Source organism: Providencia sp. PROV004 (genome assembly GCF_011045615.1).
Taxonomy (GTDB): Bacteria; Pseudomonadota; Gammaproteobacteria; order Enterobacterales; family Enterobacteriaceae; genus Providencia; species Providencia rettgeri.
On record NZ_CP042859.1, the window covers coordinates 992,998 to 1,011,475 of the forward strand.

Sequence of the window (18,478 nt, forward strand, 5' to 3'; positions counted from 1 at the left end):
TCGTTATCCTATATAATATTGCCGGCCGCATGTACCATGATCTGAGTTGAGTTTATTTCATCTCCAGTTAACTCAGCGGCAATTTCGCCATCTCGAAAAACCAAAACTCTATCACTGACACCAATAACTTCTGGTAGCTCCGATGAGATCATAATAATGGAAATTCCTTTTTCAGTTAGAGAGCGCATTAACTGATAAATTTCTGATTTTGCCCCGACATCAATTCCTCGAGTGGGTTCGTCGAAAATAAGAATTTTGGCTTGTTTATTTAGCCAGCGAGCAATAACAACCTTTTGTTGATTTCCACCACTTAAAGTAGAAACCGCAGTGTGAGGCTCTGGTGTTTTAACTTTTACTTGGGAAATTAGATCAATAGATAAAGTGAGTTCTTTTTTATTTTGAATTAAAAATAATTTTTGAGCGTGATTGTTTAACCATATATTTTCTTTAACGGAGAAGGGTAATACAAGACCTTGGGTTTTTCGGCTTTCGGGTAATAAACCGATACCTAATTGCAGCGCAGCTGCAGCCGATTTAACTTTAACTTCTTTGCCTTCTAAAATAACTTTTTTCTTGTATGCTTTGTCAGCACCAATCATGGCAAGAATAGTCTCTGTACGACCGGAACCGACCAACCCCGCAAGCCCCAGAATTTCACCTTTTTTTAATTGAAGGTGGTTAGTTGGGCTATATGAGAAGCGCTGAATTTCAGCATCTAAGATGACTTTTTGCTCGTTGAATTGGCGTTTATGAGGATAAATATTTTCAACTTCACGGCCAACCATCATTTCGATGATAACGTCTAAATCTGTTTCATCAACCTTACGTGACCCAATATATTGTCCATCACGCAGTACACTGATGGTGTCACAGATTTCATAAATTTCTTCTAAATGATGTGAAATAAAAAACATTCCAACCCCTTTAGCTTTTAAATCACGCATTACATCGAATAAATGATTTGCTTCATTGGGGGTTAATGTTGCAGTTGGTTCATCTAATACTAAAATTTTAGCGTCTAAAGATAATGCCTTTGCGATTTCAACAAACTGCTGTTCCGCGATACTTAAATGGCTAATAGGTTCATCAATATTAATGTTGACACCCAGCTCAGCTAAGATTTCCTGTGATTTTTTTCGCATTAATTTTCTATCTAATAAACCAAACTTATTTTTTAACTCTCGATTTAAAAATATATTTTCAAAAGCATTTAAATAAGGAATAAGAGAAAATTCTTGGAAAATAATACCTACGCCAGCTTTGATTGCATCTCTGTAGTTATGAAAGGTGTGCTCTTTGCCCTCAATCAGGATTTGTCCGCTGTCAGGTTTATGTATTCCACATAACACTTTCATTAGCGTTGATTTACCTGCGCCGTTTTCACCTAATAATGCGTGAACCTCTCCTTTTTCGAGGGAAAGATTAATATTATCTAACGCCTTAACCCCAGGGAAAGTTTTGCTGACATCTTTTAATGCTAATAATTGCATCATATTGCTTCCCTATATTTCTCAACTGCTTAAAAATGGGTAACAAAGCCATTTGGAATTTTTATTCCAATATGCATTTAATAATTAATATTTATGAAAATGTATTGCACCGAACATCAGAAATACAGGTGCAATACATCGGTTATTGATAACTAGCGATTACCAGTGGAAATCTTTTGCATTGGTTTTGTCGATCAATTTAACATCAATTGGGACTTCTTTAGGAACATTGGCACCCCAGTATTTTGCTAAGCCCATTGCTAAACCAATACGCACTTGATCACGAGGGAATTGCGCTGAAGTTGCAATAAATGGAGAGTTGCCTTTGGCAATTTCAGCAACAGCTTCAGGAGAACCGTCAACACTCACTAATTTGACATCACGGCCAGAAGATTCAATCGCTGCTAGTGCACCTAAAGAACCGACATCGTTAACACTGAAGATCCCATTGAGAGTTGGATTCGCTTGCAGCATATTTTCGGTAACGTTCATCGCAGTATCACGTTCTTGTTTACCGTTCAATTTAGTTACGATTTTAATATTTGGGTATTCTTTCATCGCTGCTTCAAAGCCGCGAACACGCTCAAGAATTGGTACGACAGGAATACCATCTAAAATAGCCACTTCACCTTTGCCGCCTAATGCTTCACCTAAACGTTTACCCGCCATTAAGCCAGCATCATAGTTTTTAGAACCGACGAAAGAGTCAATTGGGCCATTTGCTTGTGCATCAATAGCGATAACCACAACGCCCGCTTTTTTCGCAGCCAGTACAGCTGTTTCTGCACCAACGCTATCGGCCGGGTTAATTAACAGAATATCGATTTTTTTCTGTAACATATCTTCGATATCACTGGTTTGCTTTGATACATCATGAGCCGCATCAGAGATGTATAGTTGGGCACCCATATCACCTGTTGCGCTCTCTAAGGCTTCCTTCATGGTGACAAAATATTCATTGTTTAATTCTTGAAATGACATACCCACTGAAACTGGCTTAGCGGTAGCGTTAAAAGCCATACCTAAAGTCAGTACACTTGCAGCTACAGCCAACTTTTTAAATTTACTCAGCATAAGATGTTCTCCTAAAAGAGCGTTTAATTATATGTAGGGTTTTTACTTATTTAGTGTTTATTTGAATTATCAATTATTACTACCAGTTAAAAACATGTTTATGGCTTGATGACGACTTTAATTGAGTCTGCCGATTTCGCCATGACAAAAGCTTCTTCCCAATCATCGATGGAATAGAAGTGGGTAACGATATCATCAGCACTAACTAAGCCACGGCTAAATAGGTCAATAGCGACTTCATAACTATATGGGCCTAAGTGAGCTCCGCGGATATCAAGTTCTTTGCGGTCACCAATGATTGACCAGTCAACGGTTGTTTCTTTACCAAACACGCTAAACTCAACGAAACGACCAAGCTTACGGATCATTTCTAGCCCTTGAGTAACGCCAATTGGGGCGCCAGTTGCTTCAATATAAACATCGCAACCATAGCCTTCCGTCATATCTTTGACTAATTTGATGGCATCTTCTTTCAGTGGATTGATAACAACATCTGCACCAAATTTTTTCGCTAATTCAAGACGTTCATCAATCGCATCAATAACAACCAATTTTTTCGGTGTTTTTAATTTGGCGACTTGGATCATGCATAGCCCAAGTGGGCCTGCACCAGCAATGACGACGACGTCATTTAAATCGATATCACCACGGCGTACGGTGTGGATAGCACAAGCCATCGGTTCAATTAATGCGGCATCTTTATCAGATAGTTCATCAGGGATTTTGTGGATAATGGCACGCTCTGAAAAACGCATATATTCAGCCATACCACCATCGGCAACTTCTTTTTGGAAACCGTAAATATCATGGGTTTCACACATCCAATATTTGCCTGATTTACAGAAACGGCATTCCCAACACGGGACAATTTGCTCAGCTAAGATGCGGTCGCCTACCTTTAATTTGAATTTTTCAGCGGAACCTTCACCGAGTTCAGCAACGCGCCCATAAAATTCATGGCCAGGAACTACAGGTGCTTTAATCCATGGGTCATCACCCCAGAACATTTGAGCGCCATCATTGGCTTTACAGTCGCCAGCGCAGATCCCACATCCATCAACTTTGATGACAACTTCTCTAAATCCTGGCGTCGGTCTTTTAATGTTTTCAAAGCGATAATCATGCGGTCCATGACAAACAACAGCTTTCATTTTTTCAGGTAGGTTACTCATGTTCTAAAACCTCTTTCTAGTTGTTAACCCTAATGTTGACGTCAACATTAAGCGTTTTTTTATAACGCATTTGCTTTAGTTTTTTAACGCTTAACTATCAATAATGATATGTATGTAAGAAAAATGGTTGTTTAATGTTATAGATAAAATAAATTCTTTTTAATATGACGACGTCGTCATTTTTGAAAGTATGAATGTAAAAAACTAAAATTTGTGATTTAACCCCTAATTTTAGTCACCTAATTGAGTACTTTCATTGGAAAATGAGACTGTCAAAAATGATTTTGTAACACAATGAAAATTATAATAAAAATCTTATTTCATTCCTTTTTTTAGTTTTTCAAGAAATGAATATGAAGCCGAGTATAATTATTTTAACTATTTTCAGAAGTGGATAATTTATGCAAAAACATTTCAGCTCACATTTTTATATGAAAGCAAATTAAATTTACATTAAATAAAGAGACGCAAAATGGTTAATAGAACGTTATTTTTAATTTATAAAATTTAATTTAAAAAATTGAATAGAGTAATGGGGTATTTTTACGTGCTGTTAATTATATTTTCTTTGCAGATATACCTAATGAACATTGAAGAAGGCATAAAAAAACAGCTTTATACTTTGTTATTGTATTTTGCCAATCTTGCAAAGTATAAAGCCAAATAGAGCCAAAGTTTAACTTCATTTTGTCAATAAAATCATTTTGTTATCTTGTTATAAATATGTGGAAGCCTCACGTCTTTATGTTAGACAATCATTGGTGCAATGATAAAACCGAAGGCGACACCTGCAATAATTCCACCTAGGCCTGGTAACATAAAGGGATGATTTAAAATATATTTTCCAACCCGAGTAGACCCTGTTGAGTCGAATTCAATTGCTGCTAATGATGTTGGGTAAGTGGGTAAGACAAATACCCCGGTGACGGCGACAAAAGAGGCCAAAATTGCCCATGTGGGAACATCTAAGGCAATAGCTAACGGAATAATTAATGGTGTTGTGGCACCTTGTGAATATAACAATGCACAGGTAAAAAACAGAACTAAAGCTAATAAAATAGGATATGCAGATAACACATCTCCAGCTATCGCTTTAATTTGCTCCATGTGTGCATCAACAAATGTCGTCCCTAAGGTAACAATACCCAATATCACTGCAAGTGAACTCATTCCTGAACGGAAAGTGGGTGCTAGAACGATTGAGTTTGGTGATGTTTTACAGAATATCACCATCAAACATGCAGCACTTAACATGCAGATGATAATAATATCGCGAGTGCCCATAGGTTTACCGATATCAAAGCCGGGACGCAATTGCGGAAAGGCAGCAAGGATGACAATCGCGACAGTGGCAATGATAAACAAGACAACTGAAAACTTTTCTCTGGTGGTACTTTCACCTGTTTTTTCTTCGTATTTATGGACTAAGCCCTTTTGTAAGCGCTCAAGATAAACTTCATCGTCTTCTAGTTCACAGCCTTGGCGTGATGCGATAAATGCCGCAACCATGGCTGCAACAAAAGAGGCAGGTAAGCAGACTGACATGACAACGATGAAAGTAACGCCATTACCTTCCATTATTGTCAACATTGCTGCCATTGCGGCGCTGATTGGCGAACCTGAAATAGCAATTTGTGATGCAACCACTGAGCCTGCTAATGTTCGGGATGGGCGAATGCCTGAATCTTTTGCGATTTCGGCTATCACTGGTAGCATAGAGAAAACAATGAAGCCTGTACCAGCCATGATAGTCATCACCCAAGTGATGATTGGCGCTATAATATTCAGGTACTTAGGGTTTTTACGCATAAACTTACTGGCGAGGCGTACGAGATAATCCATTCCACCTGCAGCTTGTAATGCAGATGCTGCTACCACGACGGTCATAATAATTAAAATAACATCAACAGGTGGGGAGCCAATAGGTAAACCAAACCCAATGGTTAGAACTGCTAATCCTAATCCACCGCAGAGTCCTATACCAATTCCCCCCATCCTTATACCGAAGAATATTGCACCTAATACAACAATGATTTCTAGCCAAACCATAATCGTCTCCAATAGACAATATATTGTCATTAGTAATATTAAAAATTAATTTTTGATATTTGATATAAAATTAAATATTTTTATTTATCATTAAATTTTGTTTCCCGACTCTACTTTCATACCAGTGAATACTTGCTCTGACTAAGGTACTGGTTGAGTCGATATATTTATCTGGATAATTATTTATTTCATTTTCAAGAATGACGGGAACTTCAGTGCAGCCAAGAACAATAATTTCTGCACCTCGGGAGAATAATGCCTCAGCTTGTTTTTTCATAATGGCCTCAGCCATTTTTTTATTTCCTGATTTTAATAAATAAATGCTTTCCATAACTTTGTCTTGGCTTTCTTTATCAGGCGTGATGCAGTTTAAATATTTATTTTCTATATTTTTTTGATACAACCCCATATACATAGTGGCATTTGTTGCAAGTAATCCGATATTTTTTTTCTTGGTTGCTAGCACTTCTTTCATTGTTGTCTCAACAATACTTAGCATATCGACGTGGCAAATATCTTTCAGTTCACTAAACCAATAATGTGCGGTGTTACAAGGAATAACAATACATTCAGCACCTGCATTTTCTAGTTTTTTTAGATAGTCAGTCATTAAAGGTAGAGGAGATTCACCACGGTTTAATAGCGCCTCTGTTCGATCTGGTATATCAGGAATAGATGATATAATTAAAGGGATATGCTCTTGGTCTCTATTTGCTACGGTATAATTAACGAATTTATTAAATAAATCGACAGTAGCGGCAGGTCCCATACCACCTAATACACCAATTAAACCTTTCATTTTAATACCCCTGCATTTCATTAGCTTTTTTATAAAATAAAAATCAATAAATGCTTATATTCCTTCATTTATTTAACATATAGGTTGGCATTAAAATAATTATTAACCTAAATATTACTGCCATAACCTATGGCTAATATTTATCAATGTTTATCTTGGATGAGAAATGCAAGTAAGTATGGGTTGATGCAAGATATGCATTAAGTTTTTTATTCAAAATAAAGTTATTTTAATAAATTGCTCTGAGAGCCTGAATAGACTAGGTTTTATGATGTAAATAAATTAAATAAAATTAATTTTTGATTTTTGTTAATGTTTTAAATAGTAGGGCTATGCATAATACAAATAATGTATCTACAAATTTTGTTTGGTTGCTTAACTAATCATTAACTTAAAATATCAATAAAAATACTTTTAATTTCTTATATTTTAACAGCAAGTCAATTTAAGGCTTAATAAGATGAAGAATATAGAAACAAAATGGCTATATGATTTTTTAACACTAGAGTCGTGCCGACATTTTTCTCATGCCGCAGAACAACGAAATATTTCTCAGCCCGCGTTTAGCCGTCGTATTAAAGCGTTAGAGGAAGCTATTGGTGTTGAATTATTTGATAGAACGACTTCCCCTTTACAGTTATCTGAAGAGGGCAAAATTTTCCATTCCCAAGCACGTAGTTTACTACAACAACTGGAATGTAACTTAAATGAATTATCCGGCCATAATGTATTGAGTCTACCAAATATTAAAATTGCTGCCGCTCATTCGTTGTCATTAACATTACTACCTAAATTAGTCCATGGGCTGTCCGGTTACGGTGAGGAGTTTGTTTACCATGTTGAAGCCATTGATGTCGTACAAGTTGTCAACGCATTGAGAGAAGGGAAGAGTGACTTTATTATCTCATTTTATGATGAAGATCTCATGCAATCTCCATTTTCCTCATTGAATGTATTTGAATCTGAATTATACCCAATTTGTGCCGCAGATGAGCATGGTAAGCCGCTATTTGACATCTATCAACCTCAAGTGCCGTTGTTGAATTACACAAGTGCTTCATATATGGGAAGGTTAGTTAATCGTCGGTTAAGTGAATTTGGTACGATCAATTCGAAAACACTTTTTATGTCATCAATGAGTGAGTTATTAAAAAATATGGCTTTGGATGGTCATGGCATAGCATGGTTGCCTATTTATTCTGTAGTGAATGAATTGAAAGAAAAGAAACTCGTTTGTCTAGATACGCCTGAATTAACGATACCTATCCAAGCTTATATCTACCGTATGGATACAAGGCTAAATAAAACTGCAGAGGACTTTTGGCGCATTTTAAAAAAGAATATTCCAGAGGATTTACGGCACTTATAGTGTCGATGGGGAATTTATAGATAAATAACCTGCTAAAATAAACAGGTTATTAAAATAATTCACATTTTATTTAGCGAAAATATATCACTTTGAAAAAGAAAGAATTAGTGATCTAAAGAAACAGAGTGGACATACTCCAACTGTTTTAAGGAGCAGTAAAATTCAGGTAAAGTGATTTTTTGGCGTACTAATAGCTTTAAATTTACCTCGACACGCTCTTTCTTGATATCTCTGATGGTGAGATTCTCAATTAAGTCTTTGTGGCTTTTTAGGTACTCAATAAGCAAAGGAACACCTTTTTCATGAGTAAATAGCATTCGAACTTTAATTTTTCCTAGTTTTTGGTTTCTCATCTGAAATAAAGCAACTTGAGGACTGAGTTGTATTGCTAAGAAAAAAAGGATTGTAACGATGATAGCATGCCAGTAGAACCCTGAACCACAGGCAATTCCAACACCGGCTGAAGCCCAAACAATGGCTGCAGTTGTTAGACCTGAAATGGCATCATCACGACGATGCAATATAACCCCAGCGCCTAGAAAGCCCACTCCGCTAATTATTTGTGCAGCTAATCTCATTGGGTCGCTACGTATATTGTCAGAGATATTGGCGTAATATTCCGCTGACTGAATAGAAACGATGGTTAATAAACAGCTGGCAACGGCGATAATGACACAAGTTTTAAAACCAACAGGTTTTCCCTTTGATTCACGTTCTAAGCCAATTAAGCCGCCTAAAACGAAGGCGGCTAGTAGTTTAGCAATACTTGATAGTGATAAAGGGCCAATGGTGCCAACAAACTGTATAAATAAATCCATGGCTTGCTCCTGACGTGACCTTACCCTTTCCTTAATTATTATTGTGCTGTAACGCGATTTGCTGGTTTTTCATTTTCCCCATTTTTCTTTTTAGACACATCGTCTTTAAAGAAGAAGATAAAGAAAACGGTGACAACAGCGGCGACGATAGCTGGGTAATGCCAGAATGTTCCCCATTGTGGTAATGCTGCGCTACCTGCCTCTGTGACAGTTGAATTAAAGATTTCACCACAAATTGTTGAAGCAAATAATAAGCCAAAGCCATTTGAAACAATAAAGCGTAAACCCTGAGCTTGCGCTCTGATCTCAGGTTTTGCTTTACGGTCAACGTAGATATCACCTGCTGTAAAGAAGAAGTCCCAGCATAATCCTTGAAGCATCAATCCGAAAATAATGAAGTAGAAACCGGAATCTACTGCAGCATAGGAAAATAACATTGAACGAATAATCCAACTTACTGCGCCAAGAAGTAAGGTGATTTTGAAACCGAATTTCATTAAGAAGAATGACAGCACAAACATAAATAGGACTTCACATGCAATACCAATTTGCATGATAGATGCTGCATTATCGAATCCAAGTGTTTTAATAAATACAGGGATATAAGCGGAGTAAGCTGTTTTCGGTATCATTAATACAAAGATACTAAACATTAAGATAGCGAAATAACGGTCTTTAAATAATGAAAGTGCATCTAAACATAGAATATCTCTAGCGGAGAAAGGTTTACCTTTCGCTTTTGGTGGTGTATTTGGCAAAGTAAAGCAGTAGAAACCTAGTAATACAGCAACAGCGGATGCGATATACCAAGTCATAGTACTACCTGAGAAGCCCATTTCCCCTAATATAAATCCGATAGCCATAAAACCGAATGTGCCAAATACACGAATAATAGGGAAATATTTCACACCATTAATATGAGAGAAGCTGATGCTATTAGAAAGCGCAGTTGTTGGATAAAACAGTAGCCCAATAATAAAAATCATAAACAGGGTCATGCCGCTATTTTGTGCCTCAATAAATTGAGGAACACATAGAATAACGGCCGCATTAATTAAATGCAGTGTTCCCATTACTTTTTGTGAAGCAAAGAAACGGTCAGCAACCATACCAATGAATAAAGGGGAAATAATGGTTGCTACACCTAATAAAGCGTAAGCATTACCAATGATGTTTGCCATCCCATAAGTACTTAACACAAGTCCCATTGTCATATTCCATGCACCTTGCATGAAATATTGCACAAACATCATGATCAGTAAGCGAGAGGTTATTTTCATATCCATGATTAGTTTTCCTCTTAATATGCTTCTAGCGTTAATCCGTCATAAGCAACACGGATATTATAAGGTGCACAAACCGCTTCTAATTCATCATGAAGTAATTTGCCACTATGGGAAATATGTGAAACAGCAATTTGAGTTTCTGAATGCAGGCAGCCTTGTTGCTGCAGTTTTTCTTTAGCTGCAAAGACGGTTTCTAGGCTCATGTGATTATCTGTACGATTTTTCCCATTGAGCCCGTAAGTGCATTCAAATACGACAATATCAAGTTGTTTATTTTCTAACCATTTCCAGGTTAATTCAGGGAACCAACCTGAATCATGTCCATAAAAAATTGTTTTTCCATTCTTTTCAATATGATAGACATAGCAAAGTTCCCATTTAGCATGGTTTGCAAGTAATGGCGTAATTTTATAACCGTTCCTTTCGACGGTGACAAAAGGGATTAAACAGTGGAAATCGAAACGCTCTTTACTGTAGCCGGGTAGAACGTCAAGGCAGCCATTAATTGCTCGGTCATTACCAAAAATATGTAATGGATGGTGAATTTCAAAACCATAACCTTCCATGCGGCTGAATAAATCGCCGACATTAAAATGGTCAGGATGAGTATGGGTAAATAGTAAGCTTTCAAACTTAGTTGCATCCATTCCGTCACGCATTAACTGATAGCTAAATGTCGGGGAAACATCGATCAACATAAGATCATCCACAATGGCGGAAGAATGGGTTCTAATATCTTTTCCTCCAAGCTCTCTTGCTTTTTGGCAGTGCTCACAGCGGCAGAAAGGATTTGGTATGCCTTCAGAAGCCGCGGTGCCTAAAAAGTGAAGTTTCATAATAATTACCTGTATTTTATAGTTTTATTTTGGAATTTTTGATCCCTGGTGTTGGTGTTCAAACAAAAAATAAATCAATTTGAACGTTCCAATAGTAATGCTGGGGGTTGTTATTGCCAATAAATGTTATTTAGATCAGTGATCTCATTCAAAGATTATTTTTTATATAATTGATTTTATTATTGTTTAATATTGCCCTGCAAAAGAAAGGCAAGAAAAGTAATCTTTATTTTATTCGTTTGTTTTATAAACTAATTGAGAGTGGAACGTTCAAATAAATTATCGGTAGTCGCGATGAATAATTCAGGTATGCTATTGGCAGCAATAATCAAGGTGAAAAAGACAAATGGCAACAATCAAGGATATCGCAAAATTAGCAGGTGTTTCTCATGGAACCGTTTCTAATGTTTTGAATAAGCGGGGGAATGTGAGTGTTGAGAAAATTGAAGCAGTCTATAAAGCCGCCAAGCAAATGGGGTACCAGTTAAATACACAAGCTCAATTATTGAGAACCAATAAGAGCCAAAAGATAGCAATACTTTTACCGCAATTGGTGTCTGATAAGTATGCAATATTTTTTAATTCATTTAGGCAATCTATGGCTCAGTATCCAGAGATAACTTATGATCTATTCTTGACGGATGATCTGGAGACGACAGAACTCGATGCATTACAAAAAATTGCCGCTGGTGGCTATAAGCAAGTCGTAGCAGTCAGTTGTTTGCAGGATGCCGCTATCTATTTTGACACCTTAAAATTAGCCGCTTCTCAAATTATTTTTATTTATCGTCAGCCTGTAAACGCTTACCATTTTTTCACATTGGATTACTCTCAGGCAGCTGATGCCATTTGCCAACAAATTGCGACAAGTCGAAGCCAGCTAGTGGGTATTTTTAGCGATGATCATGGTGATTTAGAGCACGCCACCTTTGTCAGTGAGTTACAAAATAACCTTAAACAGCAGGCCCCGAATAAAAAATTTATTATTATTCGTGCTTCTAATGATGAATCTTATAAGGCAGCTTTTGATTTTTTCTCTGAGGAGCAAATACCCGATTTATTTGTTGCTGAAGACATTGAAAAAGCTAGTTTTTTAACCCAAGCTAGTTTTTTTGGTAGTGAAGGTGATTGCCCTGCAATTTTTGCTTTAAGTGGTAACATTCCTCCGATACTAAAAGGGTTACATTGTTTCCCAATGAACTATGCACAATTAGGGTTGGAAGTGGTCGATGAACTGATGAGAGAAGATCACGCAAAGAAAACGGTGGGGAAGAATACTGTCTACGTTCGTAATCAAAGTGGTAACCTTTATACGGCAACATCGGCAATAATTACTGACAATAAATCCGATCCAACCTTAAATTTACTCATTTTACCCAGCCCTTCAACAAACGCACTTAAAAAGCTACTGCCACATTTTTATCGACAAACAGGAATTAAGGTTAATTTAGCAGTTTATCCTTATGATGAAGTTTACCAAATTTTAGGGCAGCTCCATTTACATCCTTATTATGATTTACTACGTATCGATATGGCCTGCTTTCCTTGGTTTGCGGAACGCATCTTGCAACCGTTAGATAAAGTCGGGAATGGGGTGACTGATTTATTAAGTAACTTTTCCTTACCAACACAGCAAAAATTTAGTTTGGTGAATGATACTGCTTATGCAATGCCATTTGATGCCAGTGCACAAATGTTATTTTATCGTAAAGATCTCTTTGAAGATCCTATTTTAAAAAGAATGTATTACGAGAAAACAGGACAAGAACTAACAGTACCGACTTCTTTTGATGAATACGATCAGGTAACCCAATTTTTTACAGAGCTACATGAAGAAGGTGAGTTTTTACGGCCTATCGGTGCATCAACGACGTTAGGCAGTGCGGGGTTAATTGCCACTGAGTACTTATTAAGGTATTACGCGGCAGGAGGAAAGTTAATAAGTAATGGTAATATTCCTAGATTAGAAATGCCATTAGCGGGTCAGGTATTAGATGAATACCTCCACCAGGTTTCTATTACAGAAAATATTCATAATAAATGGTGGAGCGAATCAGTCGAACAATTTGAGCAAGGGAAACTTGCTATGCTGATTGCTTATATGAACCTATTTAACGATGTTGCTCACAGTAATATTTTCCCTAAAATTGGTTTTGCCCCTGTACCAGGGGGAGTCCCTCAATTGGGGGGTGGGGCATTAGGGGTATCTCGCTATAGCCAAAAAACACATTATGCAGAACAATTTTATCGTTGGCTTTATTCACCAATAGTAATGGATCACCTCATTTTGTTGGGTGGTAACAGTAATCATCAAGATTTCAGCCATAATCAAGAGGTTTGCTATCGCTACCCATGGATGCCACTGGCTTATCAAGAAATAAATCGAGGTATCCGTGAATCTTCAATTCCAAACGGTAAGTTGTTTAATTTGCGCCAAGCTGAAGTCATTATTGGGCAAGGAATTACTAATGTTGTGAATAAAATCATGACTATAGATGAGGCGATTGAGTATATTAACCAGCGCTTATTGGTTGATACGCAAGGTGAGAGGCAAATAACGGGTTAATTGGTATTTTAAATAAGCGGATAAACAAATGATAAGCTGTTACTAACTTTCAGTGTTATCCGCATAAGCTAGTTGCGATACAGGGCGTTTTGTTTAGTCATTTTTACCGGTAGGTATAAAGCAAAAATAGCTTTTGAAGTAACCCTCAATTGCCCTCTTGGGAGGGTTCTCGGCATTTAGTGGTTGGTTTATGTATCTTTAATTCATTTTTTTATTTCATTTCATTTTATAGGTTTAATAAACTTTCGATTTATCATTCGATTATTATTTAAAAAGAGTTATAGTAGTGATTAATTAATAAGTTAATTAATCATAATATGATAGGTGAGTTATCTTGAGCTTAATTAGAAAATATCGCCATATTATCAGCGTTAGCCTGCTATCCTTATTGTTAATGGGATGCAACCAAGGACATTCCCCATTATTCCCAATGTTAGGCGCTTATTTCCCTTATTGGATGCTATGTGTCTTAATTGGATTGGTTGGCGCTATATTATTGCGTGTTGTTCTCGTTTATTTAGAAATTGATGATAAGTTACCTTTTCCTCTGATGTTTTACTTTGGTGTCTTGTTGACAATCTCTATTACCATATCCTTACTTTATTTTTCTCATTAAATTATGAATATAAAAAATAAAAAAAAGATAGCCGTCATTCTCACAATCGGCATATTTGCGGCTTTATTACTATTACTATGGAAAAGCCTGCAATCATCGATTCTGAATCCACTAAGTGAAGAGGCCGTGATTGAGGCCAATAAAATTAACATTTCTTCTGTCGTTCCGGGACGGATAAGCCAGTTTTATGTTAAAGAAAATCAGGAAGTCAAAAAAGGCGATCGATTATTTACCATTGACCCGACTATGTATGCTCTACGAGTGAACCAAGCTAAAGCCGAGTTACTTGTTGCAGAAGCGGCGTTAAGCAATAAGAAGAGAATTATTGTCGCTGAAACATCAAATTCTGAAGTGGCTGAAGAGCAAATAAAACGTGCACAAGTTAACCTTGCACTGGCAACCCAGTCTTTAAAACGTTTAGAGCCATTGTTGGCGAAAGGTTTTGTTACCGCCCAACAAGTGGATGACGCCCGAACCTTAAAACGTGATGCAGAAGTCAGCTTAAAACAAGCTCAAAAACAAAATGTGGCATCAGAAGCATTAATTAATAACACCAAATCTGAAGAAGCACTTGTTGAGTCATTAAAAATATCACTCGCCATGGCTGAGTGGGAATTGGGTAACACGGAAATTAAGGCACCGAGTGATGGGTATATTGTTGGACTAACGATATCAGCGGGTGAGTTTGTCCTTTCAGGGCAATCTGTTTTTACCTTAATTGATACAGAGACATGGTTTGTGTCCGCATACTTTAAAGAAACAGAGTTAGATAACATCCAAATGGGCAGCTGTGCAGTTGTTTATTCAATGATTAATAACAAACAACCTATTAAAGGCCGAGTACAAGGTGCAGGTTGGGGAGTAATGTCTACTGATCTGTTGAATATACCTCGAGACTTACCTTATGTCCCCAAGTCTTTAAATTGGGTGCGTGTTGAACAACGTTTTCCTGTGAGAGTAATTTTAGAAAATCCACCGAAAAATCTGATGCGTGTTGGTGCGACTGCCACTGTTAATATTGTATCCCAAGATGATGACTGCTAAAGCTTTACTGGTTCTTCAACAAATAAAACAAGATTTGTTGCCATTTAATTTTCGTTTCGCGACAACATGGCGGATTGCTTTACTGTGCGCATTAATGGCTGGCATTGCGATGTTATACGAAATTCCAGAATCGGCGATTAGCTGCTATTTAATTATCTACCTTGTTAAAGCCAATGCGATTGAAAATATTCTGTTATGTATTGGTGTCATAGTGCTATGCAGTATAGCGGTTTGTGTAATCTTTATATTGTTTAACTTTACGATTCAAAATGTGATGTTGCGCTTTTTCTTTATGGCCCTTTTCTCAGGGTTATTTATGTATTTGTCTTCAGCGAGCAGCCTTGGTGATGTCGGTAACTTAATTGCCCTTGTAATTGCATTTCTAATGACATTGATTGATGATGTTCCTTTTGGCGATGCCGCAACAAGAGGGCTTTTATACGCACTATTAATGGCGGTATCCCCCATGTTATTGGTGGTTATCTTTAATTACTTTTTTGGGATTAGCCCTAAAAAATTATTAATGAATAAGCTAGCTGAGCGTTTTTTGGCTGCAAACCAATTTTTTTTAGGGAAAATGCCGTATTCAATTCAAATTAGTGAAGCTTTAAGTACGCAGGCTGAATGTAAACGGAACCTAATGCTCATCAAACTCTTTTTTCTAAAAGGAAAAAGGGAAATCCAGTGGCTAGATAGCATGGTTGATAATTCGTATGAAATACTGATCATGTCCTTAAATTTACCCGATGATACTTCTGCTGAAATTCGTCTATTACTTGCGGAAAAATGTCAATTTATTGCGCAGTGTTTGGAAAAAAACCAAATTGAACAATTGGAAACGCTAAAAAGCGAAAAAAATAGTTACCTTGAAAACCAGAAAATACTGGCTGATTTTCAAGATATTCTATTTAAGAAGAAAGTGGGGAGTGACCCTAAAGCTAAAAATCCCTTTTTTGTTAAAGACGCTTTTACAAATCCAAACCATAAATATTTCGCCATCAAAACAACCTGTGCTGCACTAATATGCTATGTTTTTTATGACTATTTTGAATGGCAGGGGATCCACACAGCGATGATCACTTGCTACGTTGTTGCATTGACTTCTGTTGGTGAAACAGTACATAAGCTAACGCTGCGTATTATAGGGTGTTTAATTGGTGCATTAATCGGGGTTATTTCGATTGTGTATATTATCCCTCATTTATCCGATATTTTTAGCCTAATGATACTCATCTTTTTCTGTATCTTGCCTGCTGCATGGGTGGCTGCGGGTAATGAGCGTATATCCTATGCAGGAGTCCAAGTTGGGCTGGCATTTTTATTAACCGTTCTTCATGGTTTTAAACCGAGCTATGATCTGGATGTTGCTTCCGATAGGATCCTCGGTATCCTATTAGGTAATGTTGTCATGTACATTATGTTCACTAAAGTGTGGCCGGTCTCTATCATGACTACAGTTAACTCTCAAATTAGAAATATTCTAGATAGTTATGCGGCACTTAAATTAAAATCTTATGATAACAATGTCGAGGCTCTCAGTTTGGTTGCTGCAATCAATGAGGGCGTTATTAAAACAAAAGATGATATTAATTTATTGATGTTCGAAACCCACTTTAAAGATAAAGGGGGGGCTTTAACTCATTTCTTAAACCAATTCTTAACCAAGGTTTCAGTAGATAGTTACCAAAATTATTCGTCTGAATTTATTCCTTTTAATCATAAAGATCATTTTGATTCGAATACAAATTTAAAATCTGCCAGTGATTTGAAATATGATGTCTTAAATACGATACCTTCAACTTTATCGGCTCAAGAAAAAGAGCAAGTCATTAAAGAACTAGTGAGCGAGAAGTAATGACAATGACCCAATCAATGAGATACGACAAAAAACGATATTTACTCATCTCGATATTCAGCATTTTTCTTGTCGGTTGTGTCGATACGAGCCGTTCATTTATGGATAAAGCGCCGCAGCCTTTACAATATGAAACTGACACATATATCTCTTCCCCTGAAGAGAATTTATATGCTGAACATAACGAAGTATTTAAAGATCAATATGACCTAGCAAGCCTTATCGATGTTGCACAAAAAAATAATCCTGAAACACGTATTGCTTGGGAGCTTGCTAAAAAAGCCGCAACCAATGTGGGAATGGTTGAAAGTACCTATTTACCCGTTATAACTGCAACAGCATTAAGTGGCTATCAACGTGGAACATTGAAGTTACCACATAATGATTTAGTCGATAAAATTGATGTTTCTAACCATGTTTTTATCCCTGCGATAACGTTTCAATGGCTATTGTTTGATTTTGGTCAGCGAGGAGCATTAACTGATGCAGCCAAACATGCATCTTTAGCTTCTGACCTTAACTTTAATTTACTTCACCAAAAAATTATTCATGATGTAACCATTGCTTATTATGCTTATGGTGCAGCACAGAAAAAAACAAAAATAACTTATGAAGCTTTGGAGCGAAGCCAGCGTTTATTGTATGCCGTAGAGCAAAAAAAAGCGCGTGGGCTAGCAACCGTACTGGATGTTGCATTAGCGAAGCAGCAAGTTTCACAATTAGAGTTTCAGAACGTATTAGCTAAAGGGAAAGAAAGAGATCAATACCAATTATTACTCTCTACCATCGGTATATCTCCACTGAAAACAATTAATATTCAATATAATGATAACGATGTTTTGCCTGATAATATCGCACCGTTGACCCATGAACGGATCAGAAATGCGTTAGCCCAGCGCCCTGATGTGCTTGCTAACTATGAACTTACACTGGCAGCGATGAAAACGACTCAATCTGTGGAATCCGACTATTTCCCTAAAGTCTATTTAGCGGGGGCAGTCGCGGGGGGAAACAGCCGTTTAGATGTGCAAGGACTACCGGGTATCAACCAAAGTTCTTCATCTTCAAATATTTTGATAGGTATCAGTATTCCGCTTTATGAAGGGGGAATAAGGCAAGCACGTATGAAGAATGCTCAGTCGGATATTCTTATTGCCCAAGAGAATTTGCGGAAAAGCCAAGAAATGGCGATTCGAGAGATGAGTTTAACTGAGAATGCACTAAAATCAGCGGTTGAGGCCAATAAAGCGGCGAAAAACCTAGTCGAAACAACTCAATTAAGTTATACCGCCAGTGTTGATTTTTATAAAAATGGTTTAGGAACAGTGACTGAAATTAATGCCGCAGAAATTGCATTATTAACAGCCGAGCTTGCTCATATTGATTCTTATACGGGTTCAGTTATTGCTGCTGTGGATTTAGCCTTTGCATTAGGTGAAATTGAAAGGGCTTTACCAAAATATGAAGACGCTACGATAAAATAGGTTTATGAGATAGCAGAAGA

14 protein-coding genes are annotated in these 18,478 nt (G+C 37.0%); 6 read left to right on the top strand and 8 right to left on the bottom strand.

The genetic code is table 11. The features are described from left to right. Positions 1–8: 8 nt before the first annotated feature. The 5 genes from FVA69_RS04360 to FVA69_RS04380 form a co-directional block, all read right to left on the bottom strand. Positions 9–1,493, bottom strand: a complete 1,485-nt coding sequence (locus FVA69_RS04360) for a sugar ABC transporter ATP-binding protein (protein ID WP_164528467.1) — start codon at positions 1,491–1,493, stop codon at positions 9–11. A gap of 156 nt (positions 1,494–1,649) precedes the next feature. Continuing rightward, positions 1,650–2,510, bottom strand: coding sequence for an ABC transporter substrate-binding protein (locus FVA69_RS04365; RefSeq protein WP_370661211.1), 861 nt, complete (start codon positions 2,508–2,510; stop codon positions 1,650–1,652). A 152-nt stretch (positions 2,511–2,662) separates the two neighbouring features. Further along, positions 2,663–3,736 (bottom strand): zinc-binding dehydrogenase, encoded by a 1,074-nt coding sequence (locus FVA69_RS04370; protein WP_004914213.1) that lies wholly within the window; start codon positions 3,734–3,736, stop codon positions 2,663–2,665. 747 nt (positions 3,737–4,483) lie between these two features. After that, positions 4,484–5,785, bottom strand: coding sequence for an anaerobic C4-dicarboxylate transporter (locus FVA69_RS04375; protein WP_164528468.1), 1,302 nt, complete (start codon positions 5,783–5,785; stop codon positions 4,484–4,486). 70 nt (positions 5,786–5,855) lie between these two features. After that, positions 5,856–6,584: an aspartate/glutamate racemase family protein gene (locus tag FVA69_RS04380; RefSeq protein WP_109911951.1), complete on the bottom strand. Its 729-nt coding sequence runs from the start codon at positions 6,582–6,584 to the stop codon at positions 5,856–5,858. 460 nt (positions 6,585–7,044) lie between these two features. Here FVA69_RS04380 and hypT point away from each other — a divergent pair, with 460 nt between their 5' ends. Next, complete coding sequence (hypT, locus tag FVA69_RS04385; RefSeq protein WP_004914205.1) at positions 7,045–7,953, top strand: hypochlorite stress DNA-binding transcriptional regulator HypT; 909 nt, start codon at positions 7,045–7,047, stop codon at positions 7,951–7,953. Positions 7,954–8,057: 104 nt separating this feature from the next. Here hypT and FVA69_RS04390 read toward each other — a convergent pair whose 3' ends face one another. The 3 genes from FVA69_RS04390 to FVA69_RS04400 are packed head-to-tail and all read right to left on the bottom strand — an operon-like array spanning position 8,058 to position 10,893. Then, positions 8,058–8,771, bottom strand: coding sequence for an MgtC/SapB family protein (locus tag FVA69_RS04390; protein ID WP_109911952.1), 714 nt, complete (start codon positions 8,769–8,771; stop codon positions 8,058–8,060). A 38-nt stretch (positions 8,772–8,809) separates the two neighbouring features. Further along, a complete protein-coding gene (locus tag FVA69_RS04395; protein ID WP_109911953.1) occupies positions 8,810–10,057 on the bottom strand; it encodes an MFS transporter in 1,248 nt (415 codons plus the stop codon). A 14-nt stretch (positions 10,058–10,071) separates the two neighbouring features. Continuing rightward, positions 10,072–10,893: an MBL fold metallo-hydrolase gene (locus FVA69_RS04400; protein ID WP_004914200.1), complete on the bottom strand. Its 822-nt coding sequence runs from the start codon at positions 10,891–10,893 to the stop codon at positions 10,072–10,074. A 346-nt stretch (positions 10,894–11,239) separates the two neighbouring features. Between FVA69_RS04400 and FVA69_RS04405 the strand changes: the two genes are divergently transcribed. The 5 genes from FVA69_RS04405 to FVA69_RS04425 all read left to right on the top strand — a co-directional run bounded on the left by FVA69_RS04405 (position 11,240) and on the right by FVA69_RS04425 (position 18,458). Next, positions 11,240–13,459 carry an extracellular solute-binding protein gene (locus tag FVA69_RS04405; RefSeq protein WP_004905219.1) on the top strand — a complete coding sequence of 740 codons (2,220 nt, stop codon included), beginning with the start codon at positions 11,240–11,242 and terminating at the stop codon, positions 13,457–13,459. Positions 13,460–13,793: 334 nt separating this feature from the next. Further along, positions 13,794–14,075 (top strand): YtcA family lipoprotein, encoded by a 282-nt coding sequence (locus FVA69_RS04410; RefSeq protein WP_004905217.1) that lies wholly within the window; start codon positions 13,794–13,796, stop codon positions 14,073–14,075. Positions 14,076–14,078: 3 nt separating this feature from the next. After that, positions 14,079–15,119 (top strand): multidrug transporter subunit MdtN, encoded by a 1,041-nt coding sequence (gene mdtN, locus FVA69_RS04415; protein ID WP_123382467.1) that lies wholly within the window; start codon positions 14,079–14,081, stop codon positions 15,117–15,119. Continuing rightward, the gene (locus FVA69_RS04420; protein ID WP_110732244.1) at positions 15,106–16,974 is read left to right on the top strand and encodes an FUSC family protein; all 1,869 of its coding nucleotides are present in this window, start codon (positions 15,106–15,108) and stop codon (positions 16,972–16,974) included. The genes mdtN and FVA69_RS04420 overlap by 14 nt, the downstream gene beginning before the upstream one ends. After that, complete coding sequence (locus FVA69_RS04425) at positions 16,974–18,458, top strand: TolC family protein (RefSeq protein WP_004905211.1); 1,485 nt, start codon at positions 16,974–16,976, stop codon at positions 18,456–18,458. Before FVA69_RS04420 ends, FVA69_RS04425 begins: the two co-directional genes overlap by 1 nt. Positions 18,459–18,478: the final 20 nt, after the last annotated feature.